Source organism: Brevibacterium ravenspurgense (genome assembly GCF_001584615.1).
Lineage (GTDB): Bacteria > Actinomycetota > Actinomycetes > Actinomycetales > Brevibacteriaceae > Brevibacterium > Brevibacterium ravenspurgense.
Genome location: NZ_LQQC01000008.1, coordinates 39,756 through 64,402, shown reverse-complemented (window position 1 = coordinate 64,402; position 24,647 = coordinate 39,756). Strand labels below are relative to the sequence as shown.

The window sequence follows — 24,647 nt, the reverse complement described above, 5'->3', positions numbered from 1 at the left end:
TGCCTGCGGACTGCACGGAAACACCCGTCAGATGGAAAACACCCCTTAGCCGCAAAAACTCCCAATAGCAACAAATCCACCCGCTAGCCGCACGGCTAACGGGTGGATTTGTGGTTTCAGGGTGTGGTTCCGCGGTGTGCCGAGGTTCGGCGGCCGGTCCGCGGGCTTTCGGCGTGAGCTTTTACAGCCCCAGGTATGCGCCGAGTGCGGCTGAGAGCGCGGACAGGCGCTGGCGGCATTCGGCAACCGCGGTGCGCACGTCCTCGGGGGAATCGAAGCCATCAGCCGGTGCGACCGTTTCCAGGTAGCACTTGAGCTTCGGTTCGGTTCCCGACGGACGGATGATGATCCGGTCACCGCCTTCCAGGCGCAGTTTGATGCCGTTGGTGGGCGGCAGCTCATCACTGCCGGCGGCAAGGTCGATGACCTCAACAACATCCAGCCCGGCAAGTTCGGCAGGAGGGGTGCTGCGCAGCGAATCAACTGCCGCGGTGATCTTGTCGACGTCCTCAAAGCGGAAGGTCAGCGGGGCAGTGAGGAAAACACCATCGCGCTGGCGAATGTCATCCAGCTGATCTTCAACGGTCAGCCCTGTGCTCTTGAGCTTGGAGACCAGACCGGCGAAGACGACGGCCGCACTGATGCCGTCCTTGTCACGCACAGCCTCGGGATCGACGCAGTAGCCGAGTGCTTCCTCGTAGCCGTACACCAGGCCGGGTACGCGGGTGATCCATTTGAAGCCGGTCAGCGTTTCGCGGTGTGCAATGCCGCGGTTGGCCGCCAACTGGGCAACAGCGGTTGAGGACACGATCGAGTTCGCCATGACGCACGCTTCGCCCACAGCCTGGCGAGCCCGCACGGTGCCGGCCATGAATTCGGCCAGCAGGAGCCCCACCTCGTCACCGGAAAGCTGGCGGTAGCCGCTTTCCTCCCGCGGATCCGGGATGGCGGCCGATACGCGGTCGGCATCCGGGTCGTTGGCGATGATGAGGTCTGCCCCGACCTCGCGCGCCTTGGCGAAGGCGAGGTCGAGCGCACCGGGTTCTTCCGGGTTGGGGAATGCGACGGTGGGGAAATCGGGGTCGGGCTGGTGCTGCTGGTCGACTACGTGAACATCCGTGAAGCCGGCCTGCTCAAGAACACGCAGCGCTGTCTGGCCGCCCACACCGTGCATGGCGGTGTAGACGATTGTCAGCGGTTCAGTTTGGCGGGCACCCGCCATGTCGGTGAATTCGGCAAGCCGGTCGGTGTAGGCCTCGAGCACCTCGTCGCCCAGTTCCGTCCAGCCGGTGTCCGGCAGGTCCATGCCGCCGACAGACGGCACCTCGGCGATTTTGCCGGCAATGAACGCGTCGAAAGGTTCGACGATCTGCGCGCCGGCACCTGCCGTGAGCGCTTCGAGCTCAGCGTCGGTGAGTTCGCGTCCGTCGGCGTCTGCGGCAGCGCGAGCCGCGCCGATGAGGGGCCGCTCGCCAAGGTAGACCTTGTAGCCGTTGTCTTGGGGCGGGTTGTGGCTGGCGGTGACCATGACACCGGCGTCGGTGCCCAGGTGCTTGACTGCGAAGGCCAACAGCGGTGTGGGCAGCTGTGGCGGCAGGAGCATGGCGTGGCCGCCGGCCTGGGTGACGACGGCGGCGGTGATGCGGGCGAAGTCAGCTGACCCGTGGCGGGCATCGCAGCCGATGGCGACGGTGAAGCCCTCACCGACAACATCGCGCAGAGCCGCCGCGAGTCCTGCCGCAGCACGGGTGACGACGGCTGCGTTCATGCGGCTGGGGCCGGGCCCGATTTCGCCGCGCAGGCCGGCCGTGCCGAACTGCAGGAGGCCCTGGAAGCCCTCGGTGATGTCGGCGATTGCACGGTTGGCGGCCTCACCGGGTTCGCCCGTGGCTGCATCCAGCTGCTTCTGCAGGGCTGCGGCGGTAACGGGGTTGGGGTCGTCAGCAATCCAAGCTTTGACGATTTCGGGGTCGAAGCCATCTGTGAAGCGGTCGGCGATCATGGCTCAGCGCTCCTGTCGGGGCAGTTCGGCCATCGTGCTGACGGCTTCGGCCAGCAGCGCTGAGATGCGCGGTCCTGCGGCCTGTCCGGCTTCGATGACTTCGGCGTGCGACAGGGGAGTGGCGGACACTCCGGCACCGAGGTTGGTGACCAGCGAAATGCCCACGACTTCCAGTCCTGTGGCACGGGCTGCGATTGCTTCGAGGGCGGTCGACATGCCGACGAGGTCAGCTCCGAGGGTGCGGGCCATGCGGACTTCCGCTGGGGTTTCGTAGTGCGGGCCGGGGAACTGTGCGTAGACGCCGTCTTTGAGTTCGGGATCGACACCGCGCAGAATGTCGCGCAGGCGCGGGGAGTAGAGGTCCGTCAGGTCAACGAAGTTTGCACCTTCGAGCGGGCTGACGGCGGTGAGGTTGAGGTGGTCGCTGATGATGACCGGGGTGCCGGGGGCGAACTCTTCTGAGGTTGAGCCGCAGCCGTTGGTCAGCACGAGCTTGTCTGCCCCGGCGGCCGCTGCGGTGCGGACTCCGTGGGCGACTGCGCGTACGCCGCGGCCTTCGTAGTAGTGGGTGCGCGCACCCAGGACGAGGGCGACTTTGTCGCTGTTCTTCAGGCGGATGGAGCGCAGGGTGCCGCCGTGGCCGGCAACGACCGAGGCGTGGAATCCGGGGACTTCTGCCGCCGGGGTTTCGGCGATCGTGTCGCCCAGCAGGTCCGCTGCGCTTCCCCAGCCGGAGCCGAGAACCAGTGCGATGTCGTGTTTGTCGACACCGGCTGCCGAGTTGATGACCGCTGCGGCCTTTTCGGCCGTTTCCATGGGGTTGTCCGTCATCTGAGCCTCCGTGGGCGAGGTATTCGAAGTCATGTCATAACGGTATCGGAATGCGCTCCCGTCAGGCACTGCGAGACACCGCGGGGCTGGTCACATCTGCCGGGGCCGGGCGTTGGGGTGGGCGGGCCTAAAATGGTGGGGTCAGCTGCCCTGGAAGGACTTTGTATGCGCATCCGCCCTTTTGTCGACGGTGACGATCTCAAGCTCAACACGATCCTTGGTGATCCGCAGAACCCTGCCGCCCACATGGCGCGTTCGCTTTTCCGCGCGGATGCTGATGTTCCTGTCAGCCGGGCTGTTGTTGCCGAAGCGGCCGATGATGTGCTGGTCGGTGCTGCTGCGGTGGCACAGTCGCCGGCCCACCCTACGCGTGCGTGGGCACATGTTGAGGTCGCCTCAACTGATGAACGACGAGGTGTCGGTTCGGCTCTGCTGAGCGCCGTACGTGGGGCCGTTGTTGGCACGGATCTGGAGGGGCTGCCGCTGCGGGCTCGGGTGGAGCCGGGCACGCCGGGAGCGCAGGCCGCCGCAGCCTGGGGCTTTTCGCCGCTGTTTCGCACCAGGGTGGTCCGCATTGAGGCTGCCGGTTTGGGTGGTTTGGGTGCTGACCGGTTGGAGGATTTCGAGGTGACCGCCACCGGTTCTGTCGCGCTGACTCAGGCGTTCGGCAGCTGGTATGCGGGCGTTAATCGCGCTGACCGTCCGGCTGATATGACGATTGGTCAGGTCAACCAGCGTTTCCTGTCTGAAGCAACCGGTGCGCATGGGGCTGCGCTCATGCGCCGCGATGGTCAGATCACTGCTTTTGCAGTGTCGTTCCCCGCGATTGACGACGGTGAGGACGGTGCCACCGAGCTGACCGTCGGCGCTGTTTATGACGGCGATGCTGGCGAGGCGGTGTCGGCTGATTCTCCTGAGTTCCAGGCTGCACTTGAGGACACGGGCGCTCTCATTGCGCGTCTGTCGACGGACACCCCGGTGGTGGTCGAGGTAACGGACGAAATGCCGGTGCTCTCAACGCTGATTGACGGTCTGGTGGAGGCCGGCAAAGCACGCGTGCTCTACGAGTACGACACGGTTGCCACCAGTTGACTGTCATAGCGGGGCTCTTTCCTGCAGCTGTATCGGTATTGCGGCAGTCCGCGTGATGAACCATGCAATCCCCGGCGGGGTAACCGGTAGGTGTCGCAAGCCCAGGTTTTCCAGTTCGGCTTGAGCTCTGGCGCCCACGATGATTCTGGGGCCCAAAGCGCTCGCTTGGGCGGCGGGCGATCCATAGGGCAGCTGTTCATGCAGACCCCACCCAAGCACTGCCCTTTTTGCCGTCATCGCCGGTGCGATGTCACTCGGGAGTGCATCAGCCGCACTGAGCTGTGTGAAGATATCGGGCAGCCCGGCCGCAGTAAGACTCGCGGCAATGCTCTGCCTCACTTCTGCTGGACCAATGATGCTCAGCACATGGCCGTGTTCGTTCGGGTCCCACACAACAGGCTCGCCGCAAGGGTCGTAGCCGAGAGCACGGGGAGTCGGGGTGCGCCCGATGCCCCACGGCAGCGGGGGAGTAGCCTCTGCACAAGCACCCGCAGACCCCGCAGTGCTCGCGCCGGCAGCACCAGCCGTCCCCTCCGTGTAGGCGATCTGCACATCGACCCCGTCGGGCCCGATGACATCGGCGTCCCACTGAGACAAGCCCTCATCTGCACGCGCTTCACCGCAGTCGGTGTGTGGGGCAATGAGAACAGCCCGTCCCGCGGGCGGAAAACCGTCAAAGCGGTGATTGCTGAGTCCCAAAAACACCGTGTCCCCATCGGAGGCCGGTGGGAAGAAAACCCGTCGGCTGATCGATGCGCCGACCTTTGAGCTCAGTGTCCTGCGGTCACACACGATGACGGCCGAGGTGTCACTCAGCAGCGCTTCGAGACGCATGAGAATGTGCGGTTGAGACGTCAGGTGTTCGAAGTCGTCAATGAACACTCGCGGCCGTCCACCAGAGGCAATCGTCTGCTCTACCCTGCCGAGTGCATATTCCACCAGCCACGCATCAGCGTGATTGACCACCAACAGTCCTGACCGACAGCACGAAGGCCCATCCCGCGTGAACAGAACACTGTCCGGAGACTGAGCTCTCGCATTGCCCCGAGCCTCCTTGCTGACCTCAGAAAACACGCGGGCCAGAAGCCACAGCAAAGATGACTTACCCGTGCGCGGCCCGCCGACGATCGCTGTGCTGAGATCCGCCTGGGGCGTCCAGTCCACAACGGTCTGCCGGTCTGGCAGATCAATGAGCCCCACCGGCCCCGATTCGGCAAGCGGCAAAACCTCAGGCAGAGTTTCTGGGGTGATTCGCCGGGTGCTCCTCGGCCGTGCTGTCTGCAGCAGTTCCTGCAGGATCGGCACCGGCGGTGCCTCGACCTCAATACTGCACGCACCCGAGGCGGATCCGACTTCGCGCTCGCCAGTGTCGAGCCGGCGCCAGCTCACCTGGGCAGACGCGTCAGCGGGAATCTCCAGACTGGCCGCGCGGAACATATCGCTTCGGTGACCGGTGGATATGCAGCCCATCCCGGGCCGGTCCGGAAGGAAGTCAGCAGCAACAGCAGAATCGAGCACTTCGAGTGAGTCAGAAGCATCCCGTACGCGCATGCAGATGCGCAGAGCGATGTTTGTGCGCATGCGCGATGTGATGACTCCGGAAGGCTTCTGCGTGGCCAGCACTATGTGGATGCCAAGCGACCGTCCCAAGGCCGTGAGGGATTCCAGCGCTTCAACACCGGATGGAAAGTCGGCCGTCAGCACCTGGAACTCGTCAATCACAACAACGATTCGCGGAAGCAGCGGCCCGGCTTCAGTCTGATTGTGGGCGTCAATGTCGGGGCATCCGGAGGCTTTGAGCACGCCTTCGCGATAGCGGACCTCCGCCTGAACGCTGCGCAGAGTGCGCAGGGCTGAACGCAGGTCCAGATTGTCCGAACACGATTCGACGTGCGGCAGCTCAGCCAGGGACGAGAACGCCGCTCCGCCCTTGAAGTCCATGAGGATCAACCGCAGCTCATCCGGCCGTCGACTGCGGCACAGAGCGGCAATCCACGTCTGCAGGAGGACTGACTTTCCGCTTCCCGTGGTGCCGGCAACAAGCGCGTGGGGACCATCAGTGAACAGATCAGCGGAAACCGGGCCGTCCGGGCCCAGGCCGATGGGCACCTCGGCCCGCGTGCACTGGGAGGCCAACTCGTCGAAACTGACCGGTTCCGACCATGCCTCGTCCGTGCCAGACGTGTGCGGGCACAAGCTGAGGAACCTTCCGGTGGACATGCGCGCGGGATTGATCGCGCCGGGCTCCGGCATCGTCGCAGGTGACGTGGCTGCCTGCACGATCCGGGCCGTGCGGGCAGACGCTTCAACCACAACTGAACTCTTGGCCTCAGCGCCGGCTACGGCAATCCGGTCGTGGTCAACCGTGATGGTTACAGCCGCCTCGCTGTCGACACAGTTGTCTCCATACGCGCAGGGGCAGACGGACAAAGCAGTCAGCAGTTCCGGGGTGCGTCGGGCTGCGGCACGGCCGTGGACAACAATCGCGGCAGCACTGAGTGGGGCGCACAGAGCCCGGACAATCGGCGCGGCCTCAGCACCGCAGAGGACAACCGAGTGTTCCCGAAGGTCGATGTTGATGGGCGCCTGGGTCTGAATTCTGCGTGTGGCAGCATCGATCGGCAGCACGATTCTGCCCTCGAGTGTCTGGCACGCGGCACGGTAGCCGTCGTCCCATGATTCATCCGGTTCGGGTGGTTCGGCGACCGTCGCGGGAAGGAGAACCGTCCCGTAGCCGATGCACACCGTCAGCCGGTCACGACTGGGCGGAATCTTCGCTTCGGCCGCTCGCTGCTCTACCGTTTCTGCAAGCGTGCGCAGACTGGCGGCATAGGAACGCAGACCTTCGGCTGACTGCCTGCGGATGCGCCGCCGCTCTGTCAGCAGCTGCAGTCCCGCGCTCAGCGGGCCGGACAGGCTGAAGGCAAGAAACCACCACACTTGCATGGCCATCGCCAGGGCAATCCCTATGACCAGTGGAATGACCAGATGCAGAATTGACGGGCGGTTCAGCTGTGCGACCCGTGGCGGTTTCGGCCAAGGAATGACGGCGTTGTTGACGGTTTCGAGCTGCCCGTCGTCAACAACCACGATGCTGCTGCCGACCGTATTCGTTCCGAACCGCAGCTGCTGCGGAGTGCGCGATGCAAAAGGGTCCTGCAGACAGAAATCAGCGCGTTCGCTGCGACCGACCGTGACAGTGTGCGGCGGCAGTGCGAAAGAAAAACCAGCGTCCGGTCCTGCCACGATCGTGGCGGCAGGCTGGACTCCGGTGAGCCTCGCACGCACGTCGAGCTGGCTGGGACGACTGACGATAGTCGCCGGATGCTGGGAACACCACTGCCGCCAGGTTTCCGAGGTGGGGCGAGAGTGTTCGCCATCGGACCGGACTGCCCACGCCCCGACAGAATCACCCGCGGTGTGGCGGGTGAAGGCGGCTAGAACATCAGCGGCGCTCGCACGGTCAGGAGCACTGAGCGAAAACGACGCGTGCCCCTGTCCGGTGACGTGAACGGTTGTCTGAGCCATGCTCGGAACATAAGCGAGCTGAGCATCGCCGCACACCCCAATGTGAACCCCTGTGGATTGCACGCGTCCTGTCCACAGAGCGCGGAACAGAAGTCAGCGACCCACAAGCCCCACAGAAGCCGACCCTAAAAGACCATGCCGGGCGGCACCTCGTGATTCACCTGGATTCGGGATCGAGCAGAGCCCCTTCAACTGTGACCGCGGCGCGCAAGGGGAGTCCTTTGGGCACAAAAGGGCTGATGAGAACCGGTTTGTAGCCTGCGGTGAGTTCAACGGACACGTGATTGGCGTCGGTGGTGTGCGCTCGCACGCGCATGCTTGTCCACCGGGAATCGTCGGAGGACTGCCGGATGTAGCGGCTGGCGGCGCTTTCGATGTCGGCGTTGGTGAAGAACAGGGACGGCTGTTCGGTCAGCCCCGGTGTGTAGGAATCCGCGGCGGCCAGAGCAGCTGAATCCGCCATGGCGAACAGCTTGCGGTGGGCCATGTAGATGTCGGTGATGACGACCGCAATGATGAGCAGGGCCAGGGCGATGCTCATAAACCCAATGGACAGAGGCATGATCGAGCCGCGATCCCTGCGCCTGCTCATGGCCTGACCTCACCGAATGCCGCGACAATGTCGGCGTGTTCCGACTGGACGGTGATCCCGGCTTTCCCACCGGACGTCAGCCAGCGGGGGATTCCGGGCAGCGGAACAGTAGATTCCACAGTCGCCGTCACACGAGTCCCGTCTTTCTGGCAGTCTCCGGCGCAGTCAAAGCGGATGGTGTATTCGGCAGATTCCAAGCCGAAATCAGCGAAGTGCAGCTGGGCGGACTGGTGTGCGCGCTCCTCGGCTGACTGCGGATAGCGGGCTGCTGCGCGTGCGGCATCGACCGCGGAAGCCTGGGCCGCGTAGGCGGCTGACTGCACCTGTGAAAACGCGAGCGCCCCGTACACCAGGGGAATGATGAGGACGACCGAGGCGAAGATGAACTCGATCGGGGCTCGCCCGGAATCCGCTTTTCTCACGACGGATCCTCCATCAGGGCACGCCCGCGCAGTTCCCACACACCGCCGGGACCCAGGAACCCGACCACGGGAACAGGGGTGCGGATTGTGACGGTGACGAGCCCCGTCTCGTGGTCTTCTTCGACAGTGATGTCTTCGGCGTAGCTCGGTGAAATCGCGGTGGTGATGAGTTCGCGGGCGACCTCTGCACCTTGGTCTGGAGTGTGTCCGACCAGGCTGGCATGTCGGGCGCCGGCAAGAGCTGAATCCGTGACCGTGTTGCGCACGTGGATTGCCAGCACAATCTGCAGGACAGCCGCAAACACCAAACTCAGCAGTGCTGCCACGAGGACGAATTCGGCAACCGCATTGCCCGCATCGGCTCTGCGTGCGGGTGTTCTTCGCGGGTGCACTGTAAGGGCCGTCAAGGTGTGGGCAGGTGCCCTATGAGAGGGCACTGTGCGGGTGGTCATCAGCCCGCGTTGCGGACCTTGTTCATGGAATCTTGGAAGAAGCCGGTGAATGCTTCGCCGGCCAATGCCCATAGGCCGACCACGAGGGCCGCTGTCATGACTGTGATGAGCACCCAGCCCGGCACATCGCCTCGGTCAGAACGGCTGCGTCGCCCAGTGGCGGGTGGAAAGACGGCGGCTGCGAATGCCAGCAGGTGTGCGGTGAATCGGTCAAACATGAGTTCTCCTTTGAACTTGTGTTGGAGCAAGCAGTTACGGTCCCAGCTGCAGGACCGCAAGCGATGGATAGACGGCGAAGATGACGGTGATCGGCAGGACGAAGGCGACAACGGGAACGAGCATTCCGACTTCTTTGCGGCCTGCCAGTTCCATGAGTGAGCGGCGGCCTTCAGCACGGACGTCCGCGGCTTGGGCACGCAGAACTTCTGACAGGGGAGTACCGCGAGCGATGGCGACGGCAATCCCATCGACGAACTGGCTCAGGCTGCGCACACCGGAGCGTTGTGCCATGCCGTCAAGAGCTTCTACCAGGGGTGTTCCGGTGCGTGCCTCGGCCAGGGCGGTCTGCAGTTCGCGGCTGAGTTCCCCCGTTGTTGTGCGGCAGATGCGTTCAAGGGCATCGACGGTTGATTCGCCGGCGGTGATGGACAGTGCAAGCAGTTCGGCAATCGTGGGGAACTCCGCAAGGATCCGCTGTTCGCGGCGGCGGACGGCGCGGGTGAGCAGCCAGTCGTTGAAGAAGTGTCCGGCAACGCCGAACAGGACGAGCATTGCGATGACCAACACGGGGTGGAAACCCCGTACTGCGGTCAGACCGATAGCCGCAGCGATGCCGAGCACAATTCCGGCGGCGGTCCAGGCGATCTGCTGGGCACGGAAACGCTCAATCGTGGCGTGAGGGCCCAAGCGCTCCAGTCGGCTGCGCACTCCGGCATCCGTTGTCAGCCGTTCACCCAGCCAGCCGGCGGCCTTGCCGATGACTGTGCCGATGAATCCGCGCAGTCCTCCGGTGTCAGGTGCAGAAAGCGAGTACATGCGGCCGACAGTTTTCGATTCCCGCATGTAGGGCGCCAAGCGGTCCTCAAGGCTGGGGCGGCGCATAATCGGCAGGGCCATGACGAGGTTGGCGGCGGCAATTCCGATGAGCACGCCCAGAGCAATGACAACAATGGGTGACATCAGGACCTCAGAACCCGTGGTTCTTCCGGCAGTCGGCCGATGCGCTTCATGGCTGAATAAGCGGTGAGTGACACCACCAGGCCGACGGCCAGGAGCACTGCTCCGCGCGGTGAACTGTAGGCAGCAGCGGCTTCCGGGCGGGTGGCGAGCATGCCCAGAACAACCCACGGGGCGGCCACTGCCAGACGCGCACCCGTGACGGTCCACGATTGGCGTGCCGTGAGTTCTGCCCGGGTGCGTGAGTCTTCGCGCAGGAAGTGGCTGAGGGTTTTCAGCAGGGTGCCCAGATCAGATCCGCCGACATCGCGTGTGACTCGCAGTGCTGCCACAATCCGGTCGGCAACGGGGTCCGCTGCAGCGTCCTTCAGCCGGTCCAAAGCCACTGAGAAAACACCTGTTGCGCGGTATTCGCGGGCGAACACGGCGAAGATGGGCCGCAGCCCTTCGGGTCCGCGTTCAGCAAGAGCGGCAACGGCTTCTGGCAGGGACAGTCCGGCGCGCACACCGGAACTCAAATGATCGACTGCCTGCGGCCACAGGTCACGGCGGCTGAAAGCGGTTTTGCGAGCTTTCGCCTTCAAAGCAGCAAAAGGCGCAGCTGCGGAAAAGATGCCGAAGCACACGGCAATTGGCAGGGCGTTTGTCACGACCCATACCGTGAACATCGTCAGCACGGCGGCAAGGACAGCGGCGACGAAAACATGTGCCGGTTTCAACCGGTGGAACCCGGCCGTCTTGAGCTGGTCTTCGAGGTTCTGTATAAAGCCGAACGTGTGTTTGCGCTTCGGCGGACCTTCCCACATGGCCAACCACAGCAGGGCCAGCCCGGTGCCGATTCCCACACCGCACATGACGGCGGTTGCTGAGGCGCTCATGCGTTCTCCAGAATCTGGTGGATGTTCAGCCCCATGCGGGAGAAGCGCTCGCCCAGGTGCGTAAACCCGGTGCCGCGGACCAGGGTGCCGTTCACGGTGTGGAAAACGCTTTCGAGTTCGACGACGCCGTTTTCCATTCCGCCGGGCACCGCCGCGATTTCTACTACCCGGCGGGAACCGTCGGCGTTCAGAGCCAGGTGTACGACCAGGTCGAGAGCCGCGGCGACGGTGGGTGTGACGAATTCGGAGCCGATGTTCGGTCCGGCCAGAAGCGGCAGGGTGCACAGCTTGGTTACGGCGGTGCGCGCCGAGTTGGCGTGAATGGTGCCCATGCCGGGCAGGCCGGAGTTGAGTGCAATGAGCAGGTCGAAGCTTTCTGCTTGGCGGACTTCGCCGACGACAATCCGTGTGGGCCTCATGCGCAGGGCTTCTTTGACGAGGTCGCGCAGTGTGACTTCACCGGTTCCCTCCAGGGATGCCTGGCGGCACTGCATGGGCACCCAGTCGCGGGTGGGAATGGCCAGTTCGAAGACTTCTTCACAGGAGATCACCCGTTCGCGTGCCGGGATGGAGCCGGCAAGCGCGTTGAGCATTGTTGTTTTGCCGGCTTGGGTTGCTCCGGAGACCACGATGTTGGCTCCGGCTTTGACTGCCGCGTCGAGGAATCGTGCCGCTGCCGAGGTGAGGGAACCTGATCTGACCAAGTCATCAAGGCTGCGGGTCTTCTTGATGAACTTGCGGATGTTCACCGAAGGGTGGCGGCGTGTGATGTCCGGCAGGACCACATGCAGGCGGGAACCGTCGGGAAGGCTCGCGTCGACGAACGGCTGGGAAAGGTCGACGCGACGGCCGCTGGTGCGCAGCATCTTTTCGATCAGTTCGTAGACGTCGGTCTCGCTGAGGACGAGCGTGGTGAGTTCGCTGACGCCGTCGCGGCTGATGAACACTTTGTCGGGACTGTTGATCCAGATCTCTTCGACTTCTGGGTCGTCGAGGAAGCGTTGCAGGGGTCCGAAGCCGGTGAGGTCGTCGACTATCCGCTGGAATGCCTGTTCGGGGTCATCCAACAGAGGGAGTGATCCGCTGAGCGTGTGTTCGTCGTAGGCGGCGATGACATCGCGGATGAGTGCCCGTGTGGGTTCGGGTTCCATACGAGGGTCGAGTCCGCGAAGCCTGACAGCATCGCGGACCTGTTCGGCGATGATGTCTGTGGCATCCATGCCGGCTCAGCCTCTTCCTGTCCTCTGCATAGCCGTGCTTCTTTGCACGGCAAGTTCGGTATTTCGAAATATAGAGGACGTTTCGCCTGATAGCTACGGGTTGCGCCGAATCTGTGGATAACTTGTCGTGTTTACATTCGTTTCAGACGGTCGTAGTTGACGGTTGAAAAAACGTCTTCGCCGGGATTCTTGACGTCGTAGCCGAGTTCCCGAAGTGCATTGGCGGCAGACTCTGGGTCGTTTCGAACAGCGGCACCTGTCTGCCTGCGTCGCCACGCCGCGCGGCCTATACGCAGTGCTTCACGAGACCCATTTGGCCCTTTGTCATGGTCGAGTCCGAATTCTTCTATGAGCATTTCGAGTACGTCCTCGAGGCAAGGGCGAAATCTACTTCCTCCAAGTGGAAAATGCAGTTCCTTCAGTGAGGGCACTGGATCGTCCTCAGCGCGTTTTGCTCCACGCTTAGTGGTCTGCCCAGCGCGGACCATAGTTGCAGTGAAAGCGTCACGGTGCGCGTGGATATGCAAATGGGCACTGGGCGTCTGACTGGCGTCGCGCTGGTATTCGTATCGGAACAGCGGCTCTTTTTGTGCTTGTAGTCCTGGGTAAACCGCAATCGCGGACTTATCGACTGCTAAGAAGCGCTTCTTGCTGTCAGCGGTGCATCGGTAGTTCACAAGCAACGACAGCAGTGGTTTGCTGTCGACAGTCAGTTCAATGCCGGTTTTAGAATCCTGCTGAATGACGAACTTTGATCCGCCGTCGACAGAATCGACTTTGAACGGTGGACTGTCCGCCACCACTGCGTGGACCGTCTGAGTGAGTTCACCCGCGAAGTCTTCAGCCTGCTGTTTCAGCGTGGGCTGATCAGTCATCGAGCAGATACTCAAGGTCGAGGAGCTCGCTGTAAAGTGCCAGTTCCTCGGCGTTGAGCTCAAAAGCTTCGCCGCGACGGCGGAATGCTGCGGGGTCCCCAACCTTCGCCAGAATTTCCTCGCGGCGAGCAACAGCGTTTTCGCGGGTGTGGACTGTAGTGCGGACATCGACAACAGACATCGTGACCTCCTAGCTGAACTCAAGTTTACAAGCCACAAGCTAGCCGGAGGCACTGACATGAAACTCGGACACAGTCTCTGACGCTCCTCGAATGGCTGATTATCCCGCCCTCAACCGCACTTCGCCCGACGGGCTGCGGGTTGCGCCGAATCTGTGGATAACTTCGCTGCGCTCAGGTGGTTTTCCGGCGGAAGATCATGTGCGCCCGCGCTTCGTTGTAGAGGAGTGTGGCGCCGCCGAAATCTGCTTGTACCGGAACAAGCGGAATGTGCTCAACGAATGTGAGGGTCCAGCCGATCCTTTCGATTGAGTCGATCAGCGGCCCGATGTCGTACATCTGCGTCTTGCCGTAGCTTTTGCGCTTTATTGCAAAGTGCTGGCCATCGGCAATTGTCGTAGGCGCCGAACAGGTGAACGTTCCGCGGCCCTGGCCATGTGCCTCTCGTGCCGCGTCGATGATGGGGACGGCAATCTCGGCCTCAAGGAGATCGAAGTTTTTCTTCTTCTTTTTGTCCGCACCAGTGTCCATGCTTGGAGTTTATCTGAATTTCGCACTAACCAGGGGCTCGCTGCTGGGGCCACCTCAAGAAACACAGTTCCCACCACTCAGCCACCAACACCACACAACCACCCCTGACATACAGTGAATCCATGGCGAGCCTCAACGACGATGCGAACTACATCCGGAACCTGTGCAAGCATCTGGGCATCCCCGGTTTGACCGATATTCACACGCACTTCATGCCGCACAACGTGCTGCGCAAAGTGTGGGCCTACTTCGAACAGGCAGAAGACGTCCTCGGCTACGACTGGCCGATCACCTACCGCACTGACGAAGCCGAACGCATCGACACCCTGCGCGCGCTTGGGGTCAAACAGTTCACCTCACTGCTCTACCCGCACAAGCCGGATATGGCTGCCTGGCTCAACTCCTGGGCCGCCGACTTCGCCGCACGCACTCCCGACTGTGCCCACAGCAGCACCTTCTACCCGGAACCCGAGGCGGCAGACTACGTCCGCAGCGCCATTGAGTCCGGCACCCGGGTTTTCAAGGCGCACGTGCAGGTGGGCGGCTACGACCCGACCGACCCCCACCTCGACCCCGTGTGGGGCATGATCGCCGAGGCGGAGCTCCCCATCGTCATTCATGCCGGCCATGCTCCCCAAAGGGGAGCGCACACGGGTATCGAGCCGATCCGGGATGTGTTGCGGCGGTTCCCGAACCTCACCTTGGTCATGGCCCACCTGGGCATGCCGGATTACGAGGCGTTCCTTGACTTGGCCGATGAACACCCGAACTTCCATCTGGACACCTGTATGGCGCTGACTGATTTCACGGAGCGGTTCGCCCCGACCTCAGCGGAGTACCGCAGGCGGCTGGGCGATTACGGGGATCGGATTGTGTTCGCATCCGACTTCCCCAACATCCCCTACAGCTACGCCCACCAGGTTGAAGCGCTTGAACGGCTGGAGCTGGGGGAGGAGTGGCTGCGGGCCGTGCTGTGGGACAACGGTCAGCGTCTTCTGAACCCGGTGCCGTAGACTGGCAGGACTATGGCCTTTGACTTTGCGAGCGAAATCGCCGACCTCAAGCAGACCTTCGCCTCGATCCGCGAGGTGTCCAACATCGATCAGCTGCGCTCAGAAGTCGCTGAGCTCACCGAGCAGGCGGCAGCACCTGACCTGTGGGACAACCCGGACGAAGCCCAGCAGGTCACCTCGAAGCTGTCGCACCGCCAGTCCAGGCTCGAAAAGCTCGAAAAGTTTGACGAACGCATTGAAGACGTCGAACTGCTGGTCTCCATGGCCGAAGACGAAGACGACGATGACGCTCTGCAGGAAGCACAGGACGAAGTCAGCAAGCTTGCGCGCGAACTGTCGGACATGGAAATCGCCACGCTCCTGTCCGGTGAATACGACGAACGCTCCGCAGTGATCACCGTCCGTGCTGGTGCCGGCGGTGACGACGCCACCGACTTCGCCCAGACGCTCACCCGCATGTACGTACGCTGGGCCGAAAACAACGAATACAACGTGCAGGAGCTCGACACCTCGTACGCGGAAGGTGCGGGCGTGAAGTCCGCAACCATCCAGATCAACGCGCCCTACGCCTACGGCACCCTGTCCGTTGAAGCCGGCACGCACCGCCTGGTGCGCATCAGCCCGTTCGACAACCAGGGCCGCCGCCAGACATCGTTCGCAGCAGTCGAAGTCATTCCGCTCATCGAGCAGACCGACCACGTCGACATTGACGAAAACGACCTGCGCATCGACGTGTACCGTTCGTCTGGTCCCGGTGGTCAGTCGGTCAACACGACTGACTCGGCTGTGCGCATCACGCACATCCCCACGGGTGTTGTCGTGTCGATGCAGAACGAAAAGTCGCAGATCCAGAACCGTGCCGCGGCCATGCGCGTGCTCCAGTCGCGACTGCTGCAGCTGAAGCACGAAGAAGAAGAGGCACAGAAGAAGAGCCTCGCCGGTGACATCAAAGCATCGTGGGGCGACCAGATGCGCTCCTACGTCACCCACCCGTACCAGATGGTCAAGGACCTGCGCACCGGCTACGAAGTCAACAACCCCTCAGCTGTTTTCGATGGCGACATTGACGGCTTCCTTGAAGCGGGCATCCGCTGGCGCAAGGAAGAACAGCAGAAGGCAGAAGAAGAAAACGCGCTTTCCTGATCAAGCGCGTCCCAAATCGAAAGACCCCACTAAAACATGTCTAAGAAGACCGGCGAAACCACCAAGAACGACGGCAAAAAGGTCGTCGCGCGCAATCGCCGTGCCTCTTTTGACTACCACCTGGAAGAGGAATTCGAAGCGGGCCTGGTGCTCACCGGCACGGAAGTGAAGTCGCTGCGCGAAGGCCGCGCCTCCATTACTGACGGCTACGCCCACATTGATCGCGGTGAGGCGTGGATCGAGAACATCTACATTCCCGAATACCTGCAGGGAACGTGGACGAACCACGCCGCCAGGCGCAAGCGGAAGATGCTTCTGCACAAAGCCGAGATCATCAAGATCAACCAGAAGCTCAAAGAATCCGGTCGTACTCTGGTGCCGCTGGAGCTGTATTTTTCCGGTTCGCGCGTCAAAATCTCCTTCGCCCTGGCCAAGGGTAAGAAGGACTGGGACAAGCGCCAGGCGCTGCGCGAAAAGCAGGACAAACGCGAAGCCGAGCGCGCCATGTCGTTGCGCCAGAACAGGTGAGCGGCACCTCGGCCTTCCTGTAGTCGGCACTCAGCCGGCACATGACCGGGAGTCGGGCCGGCACCTCGGCCCCATGCGCTGGGACCCGCGGGCACCTCGGCAGGGGCTTTGACCAGTGCGTTCTGTAGCGTGAGTCGTTAAACTCGGGATATGCAGCGAGTAGATTTTTATTACGATCCCTCTTGCCCTTTCTGCTGGGTTACCAGCCGTTGGCTTGTGCAGGCCAGCGCGAAGCGCGACATCGACGTCACCTGGCGTCCGTTCAGCCTGGCGATCAAGAACGACGAACTGGCCGGTGGTGCCAACGAAAACTCTGGCCACTCGAAAGGCCACAACGCCGGTCACCGCGTTTTGCGTGTGATTGCGGCGGCTGAGAAAGAAGGCGCCGACGCCGGCGGCCTGTACACGGTGTTCGGTGCGGCTCGGCACGTTGACGGCACAGACTTCACTGACGAGCTCATCAGCGAAATCCTTGCTGATTCTGGCTTGTCTGCTGATCTCCTGAAGGCCGCTGACGATGACAGCTGGGACGAGCACCTCAACGCTGAGCTGAAGTCGGCTCTCGACCTGGTCGGTGACGATGTCGGTGTGCCGATCATCGCCTTTGAACGCGAAGACGGCACCAAGCAGGGTTACTTCGGCCCGGTCATCCTCACGCTTCCGGAGGAAGAAGAAGGCCTCGCCATGTGGGACGGCCTGAGCAACCTGGCCACGGTTGAAACCTTCTACGAACTTAAGCGCACGCGCCCGGCCGGAGGGCCTGACACGCAGAGCACCAAGGGCCTCTGAACTCTCTGAGGCTTGCGCTGATTTTCTGAGCGCCTTCGGGTGGTCTCTGCTTTTCTCCCTCTGACGAGGTGGAGCTCGACTTACGTCTGATAGGTCCCGCTGTCGCTCCCTTTGGGGAAGGCAGCGGGACTTCTGTTTTCGGGTGGCGTTTGGGGCCGATTGGGGCTGGTTTTGTGCGGTTTTCGCCCAGATTTTCGGGGATGTGGGCAGTTTTCAGGCGCCCCTGTGGATAAAGTGGGGATAAGTTGCTGGAAAAATTTTCTCAGAGTGCGGCCTGAGGTGGCGGTTTCGCTGGTTTTGGGTCTCTGACCTGCGCGAATGCCGGAGTGTGGATTTCTGTCACGCCGCAGGGTGCACTGTGGGTGGGTTTGTGGAATAAGACTGCGGCAAGGTTCCCTTAACCGTGAATCAACGGGGTTTTTGCTTGTTGAGCGATGCTTTTCCACCATTGTGGACAAAGCTGTGGGATATGCGCTTTTCAGTTTGCAAACTGAGCGTCTCTGAGTTAGCTCATGGCGGGTGCTGTGAGGCTGGTGGAACTGTCGGTTCTGGTGCTGCTGTTGTTCCGGCTCAGGCCCTCGGCATCGTTGTGGTGCACCCCGGTTGGTGTTGTTGGCCGCTGGGGTGGAATAATCTTCTGAGTCTGCAGCGTTACGGCTGTGTGTTAGACAAATGAATATGGGGATGATCGGTTTCGACGTTGACGTGTGTGTCGAGTGAAGCGGGTCGAGGATGCAGGGTCATCTCGTTAACGATCCTTGCAAAACAATAGGTGCTAAATCTAACGACCGCACCGAGTTCGCCCTCGCCGCCTGATAAAGGCCTTCAACTAGCGAGCTGCGACTCTGCCGGCCTAGGTCTGCTTTCGGCCTAGCTCCCGGTATCAGTTTTGAAAGCCACTGCTGACGGTGTTTGTTGGGGACATCGTTGGGACTTCTACTCAACTCCGTCTGTTGAGCACGGTGTTCGTGCCAAGCTCAGGACCTAAGAAACATTCTTCACGAACTGCACCCGGAGAAGCCTTGGTGCATCGTCGACGGACGCGGGTTCGATTCCCGCCATCTCCACTCAGTTAAGTCTCGGGACACCGCTTATGCGGTGTCCCGGGACTTTTTATTTGGCGCTTTTCGACAGCCGTCGGCTTGCGTTCCAGTGCGCCGAAGCTCTGCAAGGGGGGGTGCTCAAAGTCGGTACAGGTGGCCTTGTTCATGGTCTACCGTCTGCAGGCGCAAACCGAGCTTTTCAGCCAACCGGGCAGACGGAGCGTTGTTTGGATCAATGATCGCCACGACTGGACGTTCGGGGTGCGTCTGGTGTGCCCATTCGATGGCGGCCGCCGCGGCTTCGGCGGCATAGCCCTTTCCCTGGGCTTCGGGCGCAAAACGGTAGTAGAGGTTGAGTACCTGTTCGCCCTGTTCTTCTGAGAAGCGCAGGCCTGTAAAACCGATGATGTCGGCTGGTTCTCGGACGACAACAAAATAGCCGATTCCGTCCTCCGCCCAGTTGCGCTGCCATGCGGCCAGCAGCTCGAAGGCTTCTTCGCGGTTCTTCATCGCCAGTTCAGGGCGATGCTGGTAGGTCCTTGGGTCCGAGTGGATTGTGAAGACGGCATCTTCATCGCCGTCGCGTGGAGGGCGAAGTATCAGTCGCTCAGTCGTGAGTGCAGTCATTGTTCCCTTCGAGCAAAGAGCTTCAAAGTGTGCTTTCGCAGCTTTTCGTTCAGCGCCCGTAGATTTTGTCGCGCCGGCCGATGGAAAAGACCTCGATGGTGATGATGTCATCGTGAATGACCGCGAGAATTCGATACGACCCAACTCGGTACCGCCACTCTCCCGAGTGGTTGGCGGTGAGGGCTTTGCCGAAGGTCCGGGGGTCTGCGCATCCGTCCAGCTTGTTTTTTATCCACGTCGCGAGGATGCGCGCGTCGAAGCGATCCATTTTCTTCAGCTGTTTCCGAGCCTTAGAGGTGAGTTCGACGCGGTACCTAGGCGAAGTCATTGTCAGAGTTCCTCTAGGACCTCGTCAATGCTGAATCGTTCGCCAGTGTCCTCGGCAATTGCTTCGCGGAGTTCTTGTAGGTCATAGGAGTCTTCAATTTTCTCCAAGATCGCTGACCGGGCGAAGTCGGAAATCGTGATGCCTTCAAAGTCAGCGTACTTGCGAACAAGGGCTGCGTCTTCGTCAGACATTCGGACAGTCATTGTGCTCATGACACACTCCTTTCTCGTGCTGAATACATTGTATTCTGCACGAGGATTGTCTGGCAAGGTTGTCGTCTCCGCGGGCAGTGATTCGCTCTGCCGCCCACCTACGCCCCAATGAAGCTTGCTGCAAGCCCAGTCGCCGCGCCGATCAACACGACGGCCCACGCTGGCCACTTGGCCAGCATGAGCAGTGCCAGGCACGCCAGCACGATCAGCAGGGGAGCGAGTCCCGTAATGGCCGAAGTGACAACCGGGGTGATGAGGGCCGCAGCGAGGATCCCGACAACAGCGGCGTTCGCCCCCGCCACACCAGAGCGGGCCAGTGGGCTTGTCTGCACCGCAGCCCAGAACGGCAGCGCGGCGATCACCAGCAGTACTCCGGGGAGGAAAACGGCAGCCAGAGCAAGTGCGGAGCTGAGCCACGCCTCGGCCCCGGTTTCCATGGTGAACCCCAAGAACGCTGCGAATGTGAACAGGGGGCCGGGAACAGCCTGAGCCGCTCCATAACCCGCTAGGAACTGGTCCTGGCTTACCGCCTCGGCAATCGCGGGCTCACCCTGCAACAGCGGCAGCACAACATGCCCGCCCCCGAACACCAGCGCACCAGATCTGTAGAACGCATCGGCAGTGGCGACCCACGGGTTCGCAACCAGGCCGGCCAACAGCGGAAGCCCCATTAAGAGGACTGCGAACAGACCAGCGCTGACCAGACCCGCGGTCTTCGAGACGGGCACACGCAGGGGATGGTCAGCGCCACCAGCCATCCCACGGCAGAAAAGCAGCCCGGCCACAAGCCCCACACCGATAGCGGTCACCTGACCGAGATTTCCCGGTATCAGCAGAGCCAAAGCAGCCCCTGCCGCAGCAATGAGCCCGCGCCGGAGATCAGGTGCGAGTGTCGACGCCATGCCCACTACCGCGTGCGCCACAACAGCAACGGCAACAGCTTTCAACCCCATGAGGAGGCCATCACCCACTGGACCGCCGAGGTGGACGGCACCGAGTGCGAACAACACCAGAAGGAGAGCCGAGGGGAGGGTGAAGGCTGCCCAGGCGGCAAGGGCTCCAAGAGTTCCGCCTCTGAGAAGGCCCAGAGCAAAGCCCACTTGCGAGGATGCCGGGCCCGGCAAGAACTGGCACAGCGCAACCAGCTGTCCGTAGTGGTCATCGCTGATCCACTTGCGGCGCTGCACAAACTCAGTGCGGAAATAGCCCAGGTGGGCGACTGGCCCGCCAAACGAAGTTAGCCCCAGTTTGAGGAAGGCTTGAAACACCTCGAAAGGGTTTCCGGCTGGTTTGGGTGCGTGTGTTTCAGCTGTCGGTGCCATACGCCCATTAGGCCATGAGCGGAGTGAACGGCGAGTGAACACGTGGATGTTGCAAGCCGTGGATGCTCCGCGGCCTGCGGAGTGCAGCCGCCGGCGGCCCGTGTCCTGCTGCTCGCACTCACTGCCGCAGCTTTGCGCGCATCCTGCGACTGCAACCTTGCGCTTAAATGCAGATTCACGCGTTAATGCAGCGCATTTAAGCGCAAAACTGCATTAGCGCGTGAATCTGGCAGCAAAACCGCACCCTAGTAAAAATCTTAAAAAGATGTGATAATTAGAGTGCGCTGTTTATGCCCTGTGAGTGGTGTGTTCATCGGCGGGTCTGATTGCAGTGCTTCAGCGTCCGGCAGGTGGCCGGCATCGACAAGACAATCGTGGAGAGGCCAAAGTGGCAGGATTGAAAACCTCCGACCGCAGTATGCAGAAGCGAATCGTGACGTTTGTCGCCATGCTCGTTGCACTGCTTATGGTGCTGGCACCGCAATCGGTGTACGCCGCCGGAACCGCACAAAGCAATGGCGGCACGAAGGCCTATGAGCTCGAAGGCGAATGGAAGAAGCAGCCCGAGGAAGTCACCTCTGGTCTCGACGTTCTTTCCATGGTGTGGCACATGGATATCAACGACTCCGCGCCGGCGCCGGGCAACGACCCCACAACGGACAACCTGCTCACGGTCACAGTCGAGAACGCTCATTTCGGTGAGATTCCCAGTGAATGTCTCAGCGTGGACAAGGGAGCTTCAAAGCTTTCTGAGGATAAGCGCACCCTGACGTGCGACATCGGTGAGCGTGACGAAGGCACCGCCCAGATGGTGCTGTCGGGCGTCAAGGTCGATGGTCCCGCGAAGTCGAAGGTCACTGCAAAGGCAACATTCCGGGGTCTCGAAGCCACCCTGCCTGAGATTCCGATCGTGGCTCCGTTCCTCATGGATGCCAAGTTCGACGCCGGTGCACCGAGCTCGCTGACAGGTCAGCCGGATACGGACCAGTTCATGAACTTCCCGTTCTCCCTGTCGCACGCATCGGGCTCGCCCGAAGGACCGGGCAGCGTCAGCTACGACATAACGATCAACGGGGTGCGCGGCGAGAAGATCACGCCCCAGGAAGTAGCCTGCGCACCCATTGACCGAGTGCACCCCGGCTACCCGTTCTCAGCGCCCGGCAAGCCGCAGGAGCAGACTGCGAAGTTCCCAACGTGTGAGTTCACACTGATTGACCCGGATACGAACACATTCCGTCTGACTCTGTCCGACCTGGACTACAAGTCGAAGCGCGCAGAGTTCGACTCCAACGGCATCCGTCTGCCACAGGTGCAGCCGAAGTATCCCCGTGAAGTGATCGCCGCTGGTGAGCTGCGGGTCAAAGTTCCCTACAGAGCTTCTGGCCCTGACTCGAACCGCAACACCAACGTGAAGTTGAAAGCATCTGCGCCGACCTACACCGCCGTAGATGGCTCGACCAGTGATGACGATCCGTCAAACAACGAGAACCGTGCACCGATGATCCGCGGCAACTGGACGGGCGCATGGGTGGTTGGATCGCAGTCACCAAAGGCCTACCCGGGCATCGGATGGTCTGATACCTCTCGCGCACCGGTGGGTGCAACTGTGATGTCCGTTTCCGGTATTGCGCCTCCCCGGGTTGAGGGCTTTTCTGACAACTGGATCTGCAACACCCTCGATACTCAGCGTGTTGATTTCGTCAACGCTCGTGTCGTGGCTGACCCTGACGCGAAGCCCAACGTCTATTACGGCAAGAATATTGAGGACATCAAGATCCTCTATTACACCGGCGAGGTGGAGGACCCGAACCTTTTCAAATGCGGAACCGAAGAAACTCCGTTTGACGAAGGCAAAGACGAAAAGGACGGCTGGAGCTACACCAAGCCCGACGACCTTTCCAAGGTCAAAGCTGTGAAGGTTCGCGTACCTCGCGACAAGGGCCACCTGTCTAAACTGCCACAGTCGTACTTCTACTTGACCATCGAACAGAAGATTCATGACGATGTAGAGGTCGGCGCAGACGTCTGGACGTGGACCTCCGTGCTCAATGAAACACACACCAAATGGGACATGGGAATCAACGCGAAGATTGCCTATGATCGCGTCACGAACGAACGGGAAATCACTCCCGGCTTCGCTTCCCCCGGTGTGATCACCGAGGGCGTTCGCTACCCGTATGCCGGTCCAGGCCGTGACCTTCTGCGCGTCGTGCCCTCACTGCCGGTCGTTGTCAAGGATGTTGCTCAGCCCGAATACGGTCCGGGCGAAGAAGCTGACTACACGATCCGCTACGGCTTGGAATCTGAAGTGGCCAACATGCCCAAGGATCAGGTGGTCATCAAAGACACCCTGCCGAAGGGTATGGAGTATGTTGCCGGCAGCGCCGATGTTGAGCCCGAGGTGACAACCAACAGCAAGGGGCAGCAGGTTCTGACATGGACAAAGGCCGATGTTGAACCCAACATTCGCGTTTTTGACGAAGGCAACGCGGGGGTCATCAACTACAAGGCCACGCTGCCCAAGGACGCCGAGCCTGGTGACGTCTACGTCAACGAGGTCAGTGCCACCAGCCAGGGCCAGACTCGCAAGGCACAGGCCAAAGTCACAGTGCCGGAGGCCGGCTACACCTCGCTGAAGAAGAGCGTTAAGACCCCCGTCGTCGATGAAACCCCGAACGGTGTCGCCGCCAACGAATGGACTATTGACCTGACGTCGAACGACCCGACCAAGTCCAACCTGACGGACGTCATCGACGTGCTCCCGGCAAATGGAGACCCACAGGGCTCGAAGTTCGATGGCACGCTCAAGGTGACGGGTGTTGAAGGTGCCGAGGGTGCCAAGGTCTACAGCACGACGGCAACTGACGTTGATGAAGACCCCAATGCCAAGGCCAACGGCAAAACGGGTGAGCCTTCAGACATCTGGGAGGAAGGCCTCCAAGAGGACGCAACGGCAATTCGCGTCATCACCGCTGCGCCTTTGGCCTATGGCGATAAGCAGACCATCACCGTCAAGACAGAGCTTCACGAGGCTGAGAGTGGCGATGTTGTCGTCAACAAGGCTGTCGGCCGTGCCGAAAACACGAGGCTGCGCATGCGCACCTCTGCCCAGTTCACTGTCCGCACACCCATCGACGTCAATGTTGAAAAGGTGTGGAAGAACGAACAGGGTGAAAACCTCACGGAGACTCCGAACGCGGTGAAGGTCCAGCTGATCCGCAAGAGGGGTGAAGAAAGCACTCCGGTGGGCGACAAGGTCGAACTGTCTGCTGCGGGCGGTTGGAAGCACACGTTCGAAAAGCTGCCCACCGCGATCGACGGGGACCCGGTCACCTACACGGTGAAGGAAGATTCGGTTGAGGGCTACAACTCCGCTGTCGAGGTGGAAGAGGCCGGTAACGCTTACGAGGTAACGGTTACGAACACCCGTAAGGCGGAACCAACTCCTGAACCGACTCCGGATCCGAGCGATGAACCAACGCCTGAGCCGACTCCGGATCCGAGCGATGAACCAACGCCTGAGCCGACTCCGGATCCGAGCGATGAACCAACGCCTGAGCCGACTCCGGATCCGAGCGATGAACCAACGCCTGAGCCGACTCCGGATCCGAGCGATGAACCAACGCCGGAACCGAGCGACGAGCCGACCCCCGGTCCGTCCGGTACCCCGACGCCGGAGCCGAGTGAGGATCCGACACCAGGGCCGGCGCCTCGTGAACCAGGAAGTCCTGGGCCAGGAATGCCGCGGACTGGTGCCGAGTTCGCGGGGCTGCTCGCAGTGGCGGTCGCAGCCATCGGCGCAGGAACGCTCCTGATGTTCCGCACCCGCAGGAGCTGAACCGAAAGGCTGTAGCCAACTGAAAG

Annotated in this window: 23 protein-coding genes and 1 other RNA gene; 7 read left to right on the top strand and 17 right to left on the bottom strand. The window is 61.6% G+C overall.

Going from position 1 to position 24,647, the window contains the following annotated elements:
* Positions 1-181: 181 nt before the first annotated feature.
* A complete protein-coding gene (locus tag Bravens_RS03435) occupies positions 182-2,002 on the bottom strand; it encodes a phospho-sugar mutase (protein WP_062020310.1) in 1,821 nt (606 codons plus the stop codon).
* Positions 2,003-2,005: 3 nt separating this feature from the next.
* On the bottom strand, positions 2,006-2,833 hold the full coding sequence (locus Bravens_RS03430) for a purine-nucleoside phosphorylase (RefSeq protein WP_062020307.1): 828 nt from the start codon (positions 2,831-2,833) through the stop codon (positions 2,006-2,008).
* A gap of 165 nt (positions 2,834-2,998) precedes the next feature.
* On the opposite strand from Bravens_RS03430, the gene Bravens_RS03425 reads away from it, so the two are divergent.
* A complete protein-coding gene (locus Bravens_RS03425) occupies positions 2,999-3,925 on the top strand; it encodes a hypothetical protein (RefSeq protein WP_062020305.1) in 927 nt (308 codons plus the stop codon).
* A gap of 3 nt (positions 3,926-3,928) precedes the next feature.
* Here Bravens_RS03425 and Bravens_RS03420 read toward each other — a convergent pair whose 3' ends face one another.
* The 11 genes from Bravens_RS03420 to Bravens_RS03370 form a co-directional block, all read right to left on the bottom strand.
* Positions 3,929-7,453 carry an FtsK/SpoIIIE domain-containing protein gene (locus tag Bravens_RS03420; protein ID WP_157452694.1) on the bottom strand — a complete coding sequence of 1,175 codons (3,525 nt, stop codon included), beginning with the start codon at positions 7,451-7,453 and terminating at the stop codon, positions 3,929-3,931.
* Between the two features lie 157 nt (positions 7,454-7,610).
* Positions 7,611-8,045: a pilus assembly protein TadG-related protein gene (locus Bravens_RS03415; protein ID WP_157452693.1), complete on the bottom strand. Its 435-nt coding sequence runs from the start codon at positions 8,043-8,045 to the stop codon at positions 7,611-7,613.
* Complete coding sequence (locus Bravens_RS03410; RefSeq protein WP_062020299.1) at positions 8,042-8,467, bottom strand: hypothetical protein; 426 nt, start codon at positions 8,465-8,467, stop codon at positions 8,042-8,044. Before Bravens_RS03410 ends, Bravens_RS03415 begins: the two co-directional genes overlap by 4 nt.
* Positions 8,464-8,859, bottom strand: a complete 396-nt coding sequence (locus Bravens_RS03405) for a TadE/TadG family type IV pilus assembly protein (protein WP_062020297.1) — start codon at positions 8,857-8,859, stop codon at positions 8,464-8,466. The genes Bravens_RS03410 and Bravens_RS03405 overlap by 4 nt, the downstream gene beginning before the upstream one ends.
* A gap of 59 nt (positions 8,860-8,918) precedes the next feature.
* Positions 8,919-9,137 (bottom strand): hypothetical protein, encoded by a 219-nt coding sequence (locus Bravens_RS03400; protein ID WP_062020295.1) that lies wholly within the window; start codon positions 9,135-9,137, stop codon positions 8,919-8,921.
* Positions 9,138-9,171: 34 nt separating this feature from the next.
* A complete protein-coding gene (locus Bravens_RS03395) occupies positions 9,172-10,098 on the bottom strand; it encodes a type II secretion system F family protein (protein WP_062020293.1) in 927 nt (308 codons plus the stop codon).
* A complete protein-coding gene (locus Bravens_RS03390) occupies positions 10,098-10,973 on the bottom strand; it encodes a type II secretion system F family protein (protein WP_062020291.1) in 876 nt (291 codons plus the stop codon). The genes Bravens_RS03395 and Bravens_RS03390 overlap by 1 nt, the downstream gene beginning before the upstream one ends.
* Complete coding sequence (locus tag Bravens_RS03385; RefSeq protein WP_062020289.1) at positions 10,970-12,193, bottom strand: TadA family conjugal transfer-associated ATPase; 1,224 nt, start codon at positions 12,191-12,193, stop codon at positions 10,970-10,972. Before Bravens_RS03385 ends, Bravens_RS03390 begins: the two co-directional genes overlap by 4 nt.
* A gap of 131 nt (positions 12,194-12,324) precedes the next feature.
* Positions 12,325-13,068 carry a hypothetical protein gene (locus tag Bravens_RS03380; RefSeq protein WP_062020287.1) on the bottom strand — a complete coding sequence of 248 codons (744 nt, stop codon included), beginning with the start codon at positions 13,066-13,068 and terminating at the stop codon, positions 12,325-12,327.
* Positions 13,061-13,249 carry a hypothetical protein gene (locus tag Bravens_RS03375; protein ID WP_062020285.1) on the bottom strand — a complete coding sequence of 63 codons (189 nt, stop codon included), beginning with the start codon at positions 13,247-13,249 and terminating at the stop codon, positions 13,061-13,063. The genes Bravens_RS03380 and Bravens_RS03375 overlap by 8 nt, the downstream gene beginning before the upstream one ends.
* A 172-nt stretch (positions 13,250-13,421) precedes the next feature.
* A complete protein-coding gene (locus Bravens_RS03370; RefSeq protein ID WP_062020283.1) occupies positions 13,422-13,778 on the bottom strand; it encodes a hypothetical protein in 357 nt (118 codons plus the stop codon).
* Between the two features lie 122 nt (positions 13,779-13,900).
* Between Bravens_RS03370 and Bravens_RS03365 the strand changes: the two genes are divergently transcribed.
* From Bravens_RS03365 to ssrA, 5 genes are all read left to right on the top strand, one after another.
* A complete protein-coding gene (locus Bravens_RS03365; protein WP_062020281.1) occupies positions 13,901-14,791 on the top strand; it encodes an amidohydrolase family protein in 891 nt (296 codons plus the stop codon).
* 12 nt (positions 14,792-14,803) lie between these two features.
* Entirely contained in the window at positions 14,804-15,934 is a 1,131-nt protein-coding gene (gene prfB, locus Bravens_RS03360; RefSeq protein ID WP_062020279.1) for a peptide chain release factor 2, read from the top strand.
* A 36-nt stretch (positions 15,935-15,970) separates the two neighbouring features.
* Positions 15,971-16,462, top strand: coding sequence for an SsrA-binding protein SmpB (gene smpB, locus Bravens_RS03355; RefSeq protein WP_019175988.1), 492 nt, complete (start codon positions 15,971-15,973; stop codon positions 16,460-16,462).
* Between the two features lie 150 nt (positions 16,463-16,612).
* Positions 16,613-17,251, top strand: a complete 639-nt coding sequence (locus Bravens_RS03350; RefSeq protein WP_062020278.1) for a mycothiol-dependent nitroreductase Rv2466c family protein — start codon at positions 16,613-16,615, stop codon at positions 17,249-17,251.
* Positions 17,252-17,931: 680 nt separating this feature from the next.
* Positions 17,932-18,321: a transfer-messenger RNA gene (ssrA, locus tag Bravens_RS03345) on the top strand.
* Positions 18,322-18,432: 111 nt separating this feature from the next.
* Here ssrA and Bravens_RS03340 read toward each other — a convergent pair.
* From Bravens_RS03340 to chrA, 4 genes are all read right to left on the bottom strand, one after another.
* Entirely contained in the window at positions 18,433-18,921 is a 489-nt protein-coding gene (locus Bravens_RS03340) for a GNAT family N-acetyltransferase (protein WP_062020276.1), read from the bottom strand.
* A 49-nt stretch (positions 18,922-18,970) separates the two neighbouring features.
* On the bottom strand, positions 18,971-19,249 hold the full coding sequence (locus Bravens_RS03335; RefSeq protein WP_019175985.1) for a type II toxin-antitoxin system RelE family toxin: 279 nt from the start codon (positions 19,247-19,249) through the stop codon (positions 18,971-18,973).
* 2 nt (positions 19,250-19,251) lie between these two features.
* Positions 19,252-19,461, bottom strand: a complete 210-nt coding sequence (relB, locus tag Bravens_RS03330) for a type II toxin-antitoxin system RelB family antitoxin (RefSeq protein WP_019175984.1) — start codon at positions 19,459-19,461, stop codon at positions 19,252-19,254.
* Between the two features lie 98 nt (positions 19,462-19,559).
* Positions 19,560-20,783 carry a chromate efflux transporter gene (gene chrA, locus Bravens_RS03325; protein ID WP_062020274.1) on the bottom strand — a complete coding sequence of 408 codons (1,224 nt, stop codon included), beginning with the start codon at positions 20,781-20,783 and terminating at the stop codon, positions 19,560-19,562.
* A gap of 388 nt (positions 20,784-21,171) precedes the next feature.
* Between chrA and Bravens_RS03320 the strand changes: the two genes are divergently transcribed.
* On the top strand, positions 21,172-24,621 hold the full coding sequence (locus Bravens_RS03320; protein WP_244878107.1) for a Cna B-type domain-containing protein: 3,450 nt from the start codon (positions 21,172-21,174) through the stop codon (positions 24,619-24,621).
* Positions 24,622-24,647 lie beyond the last annotated feature (26 nt).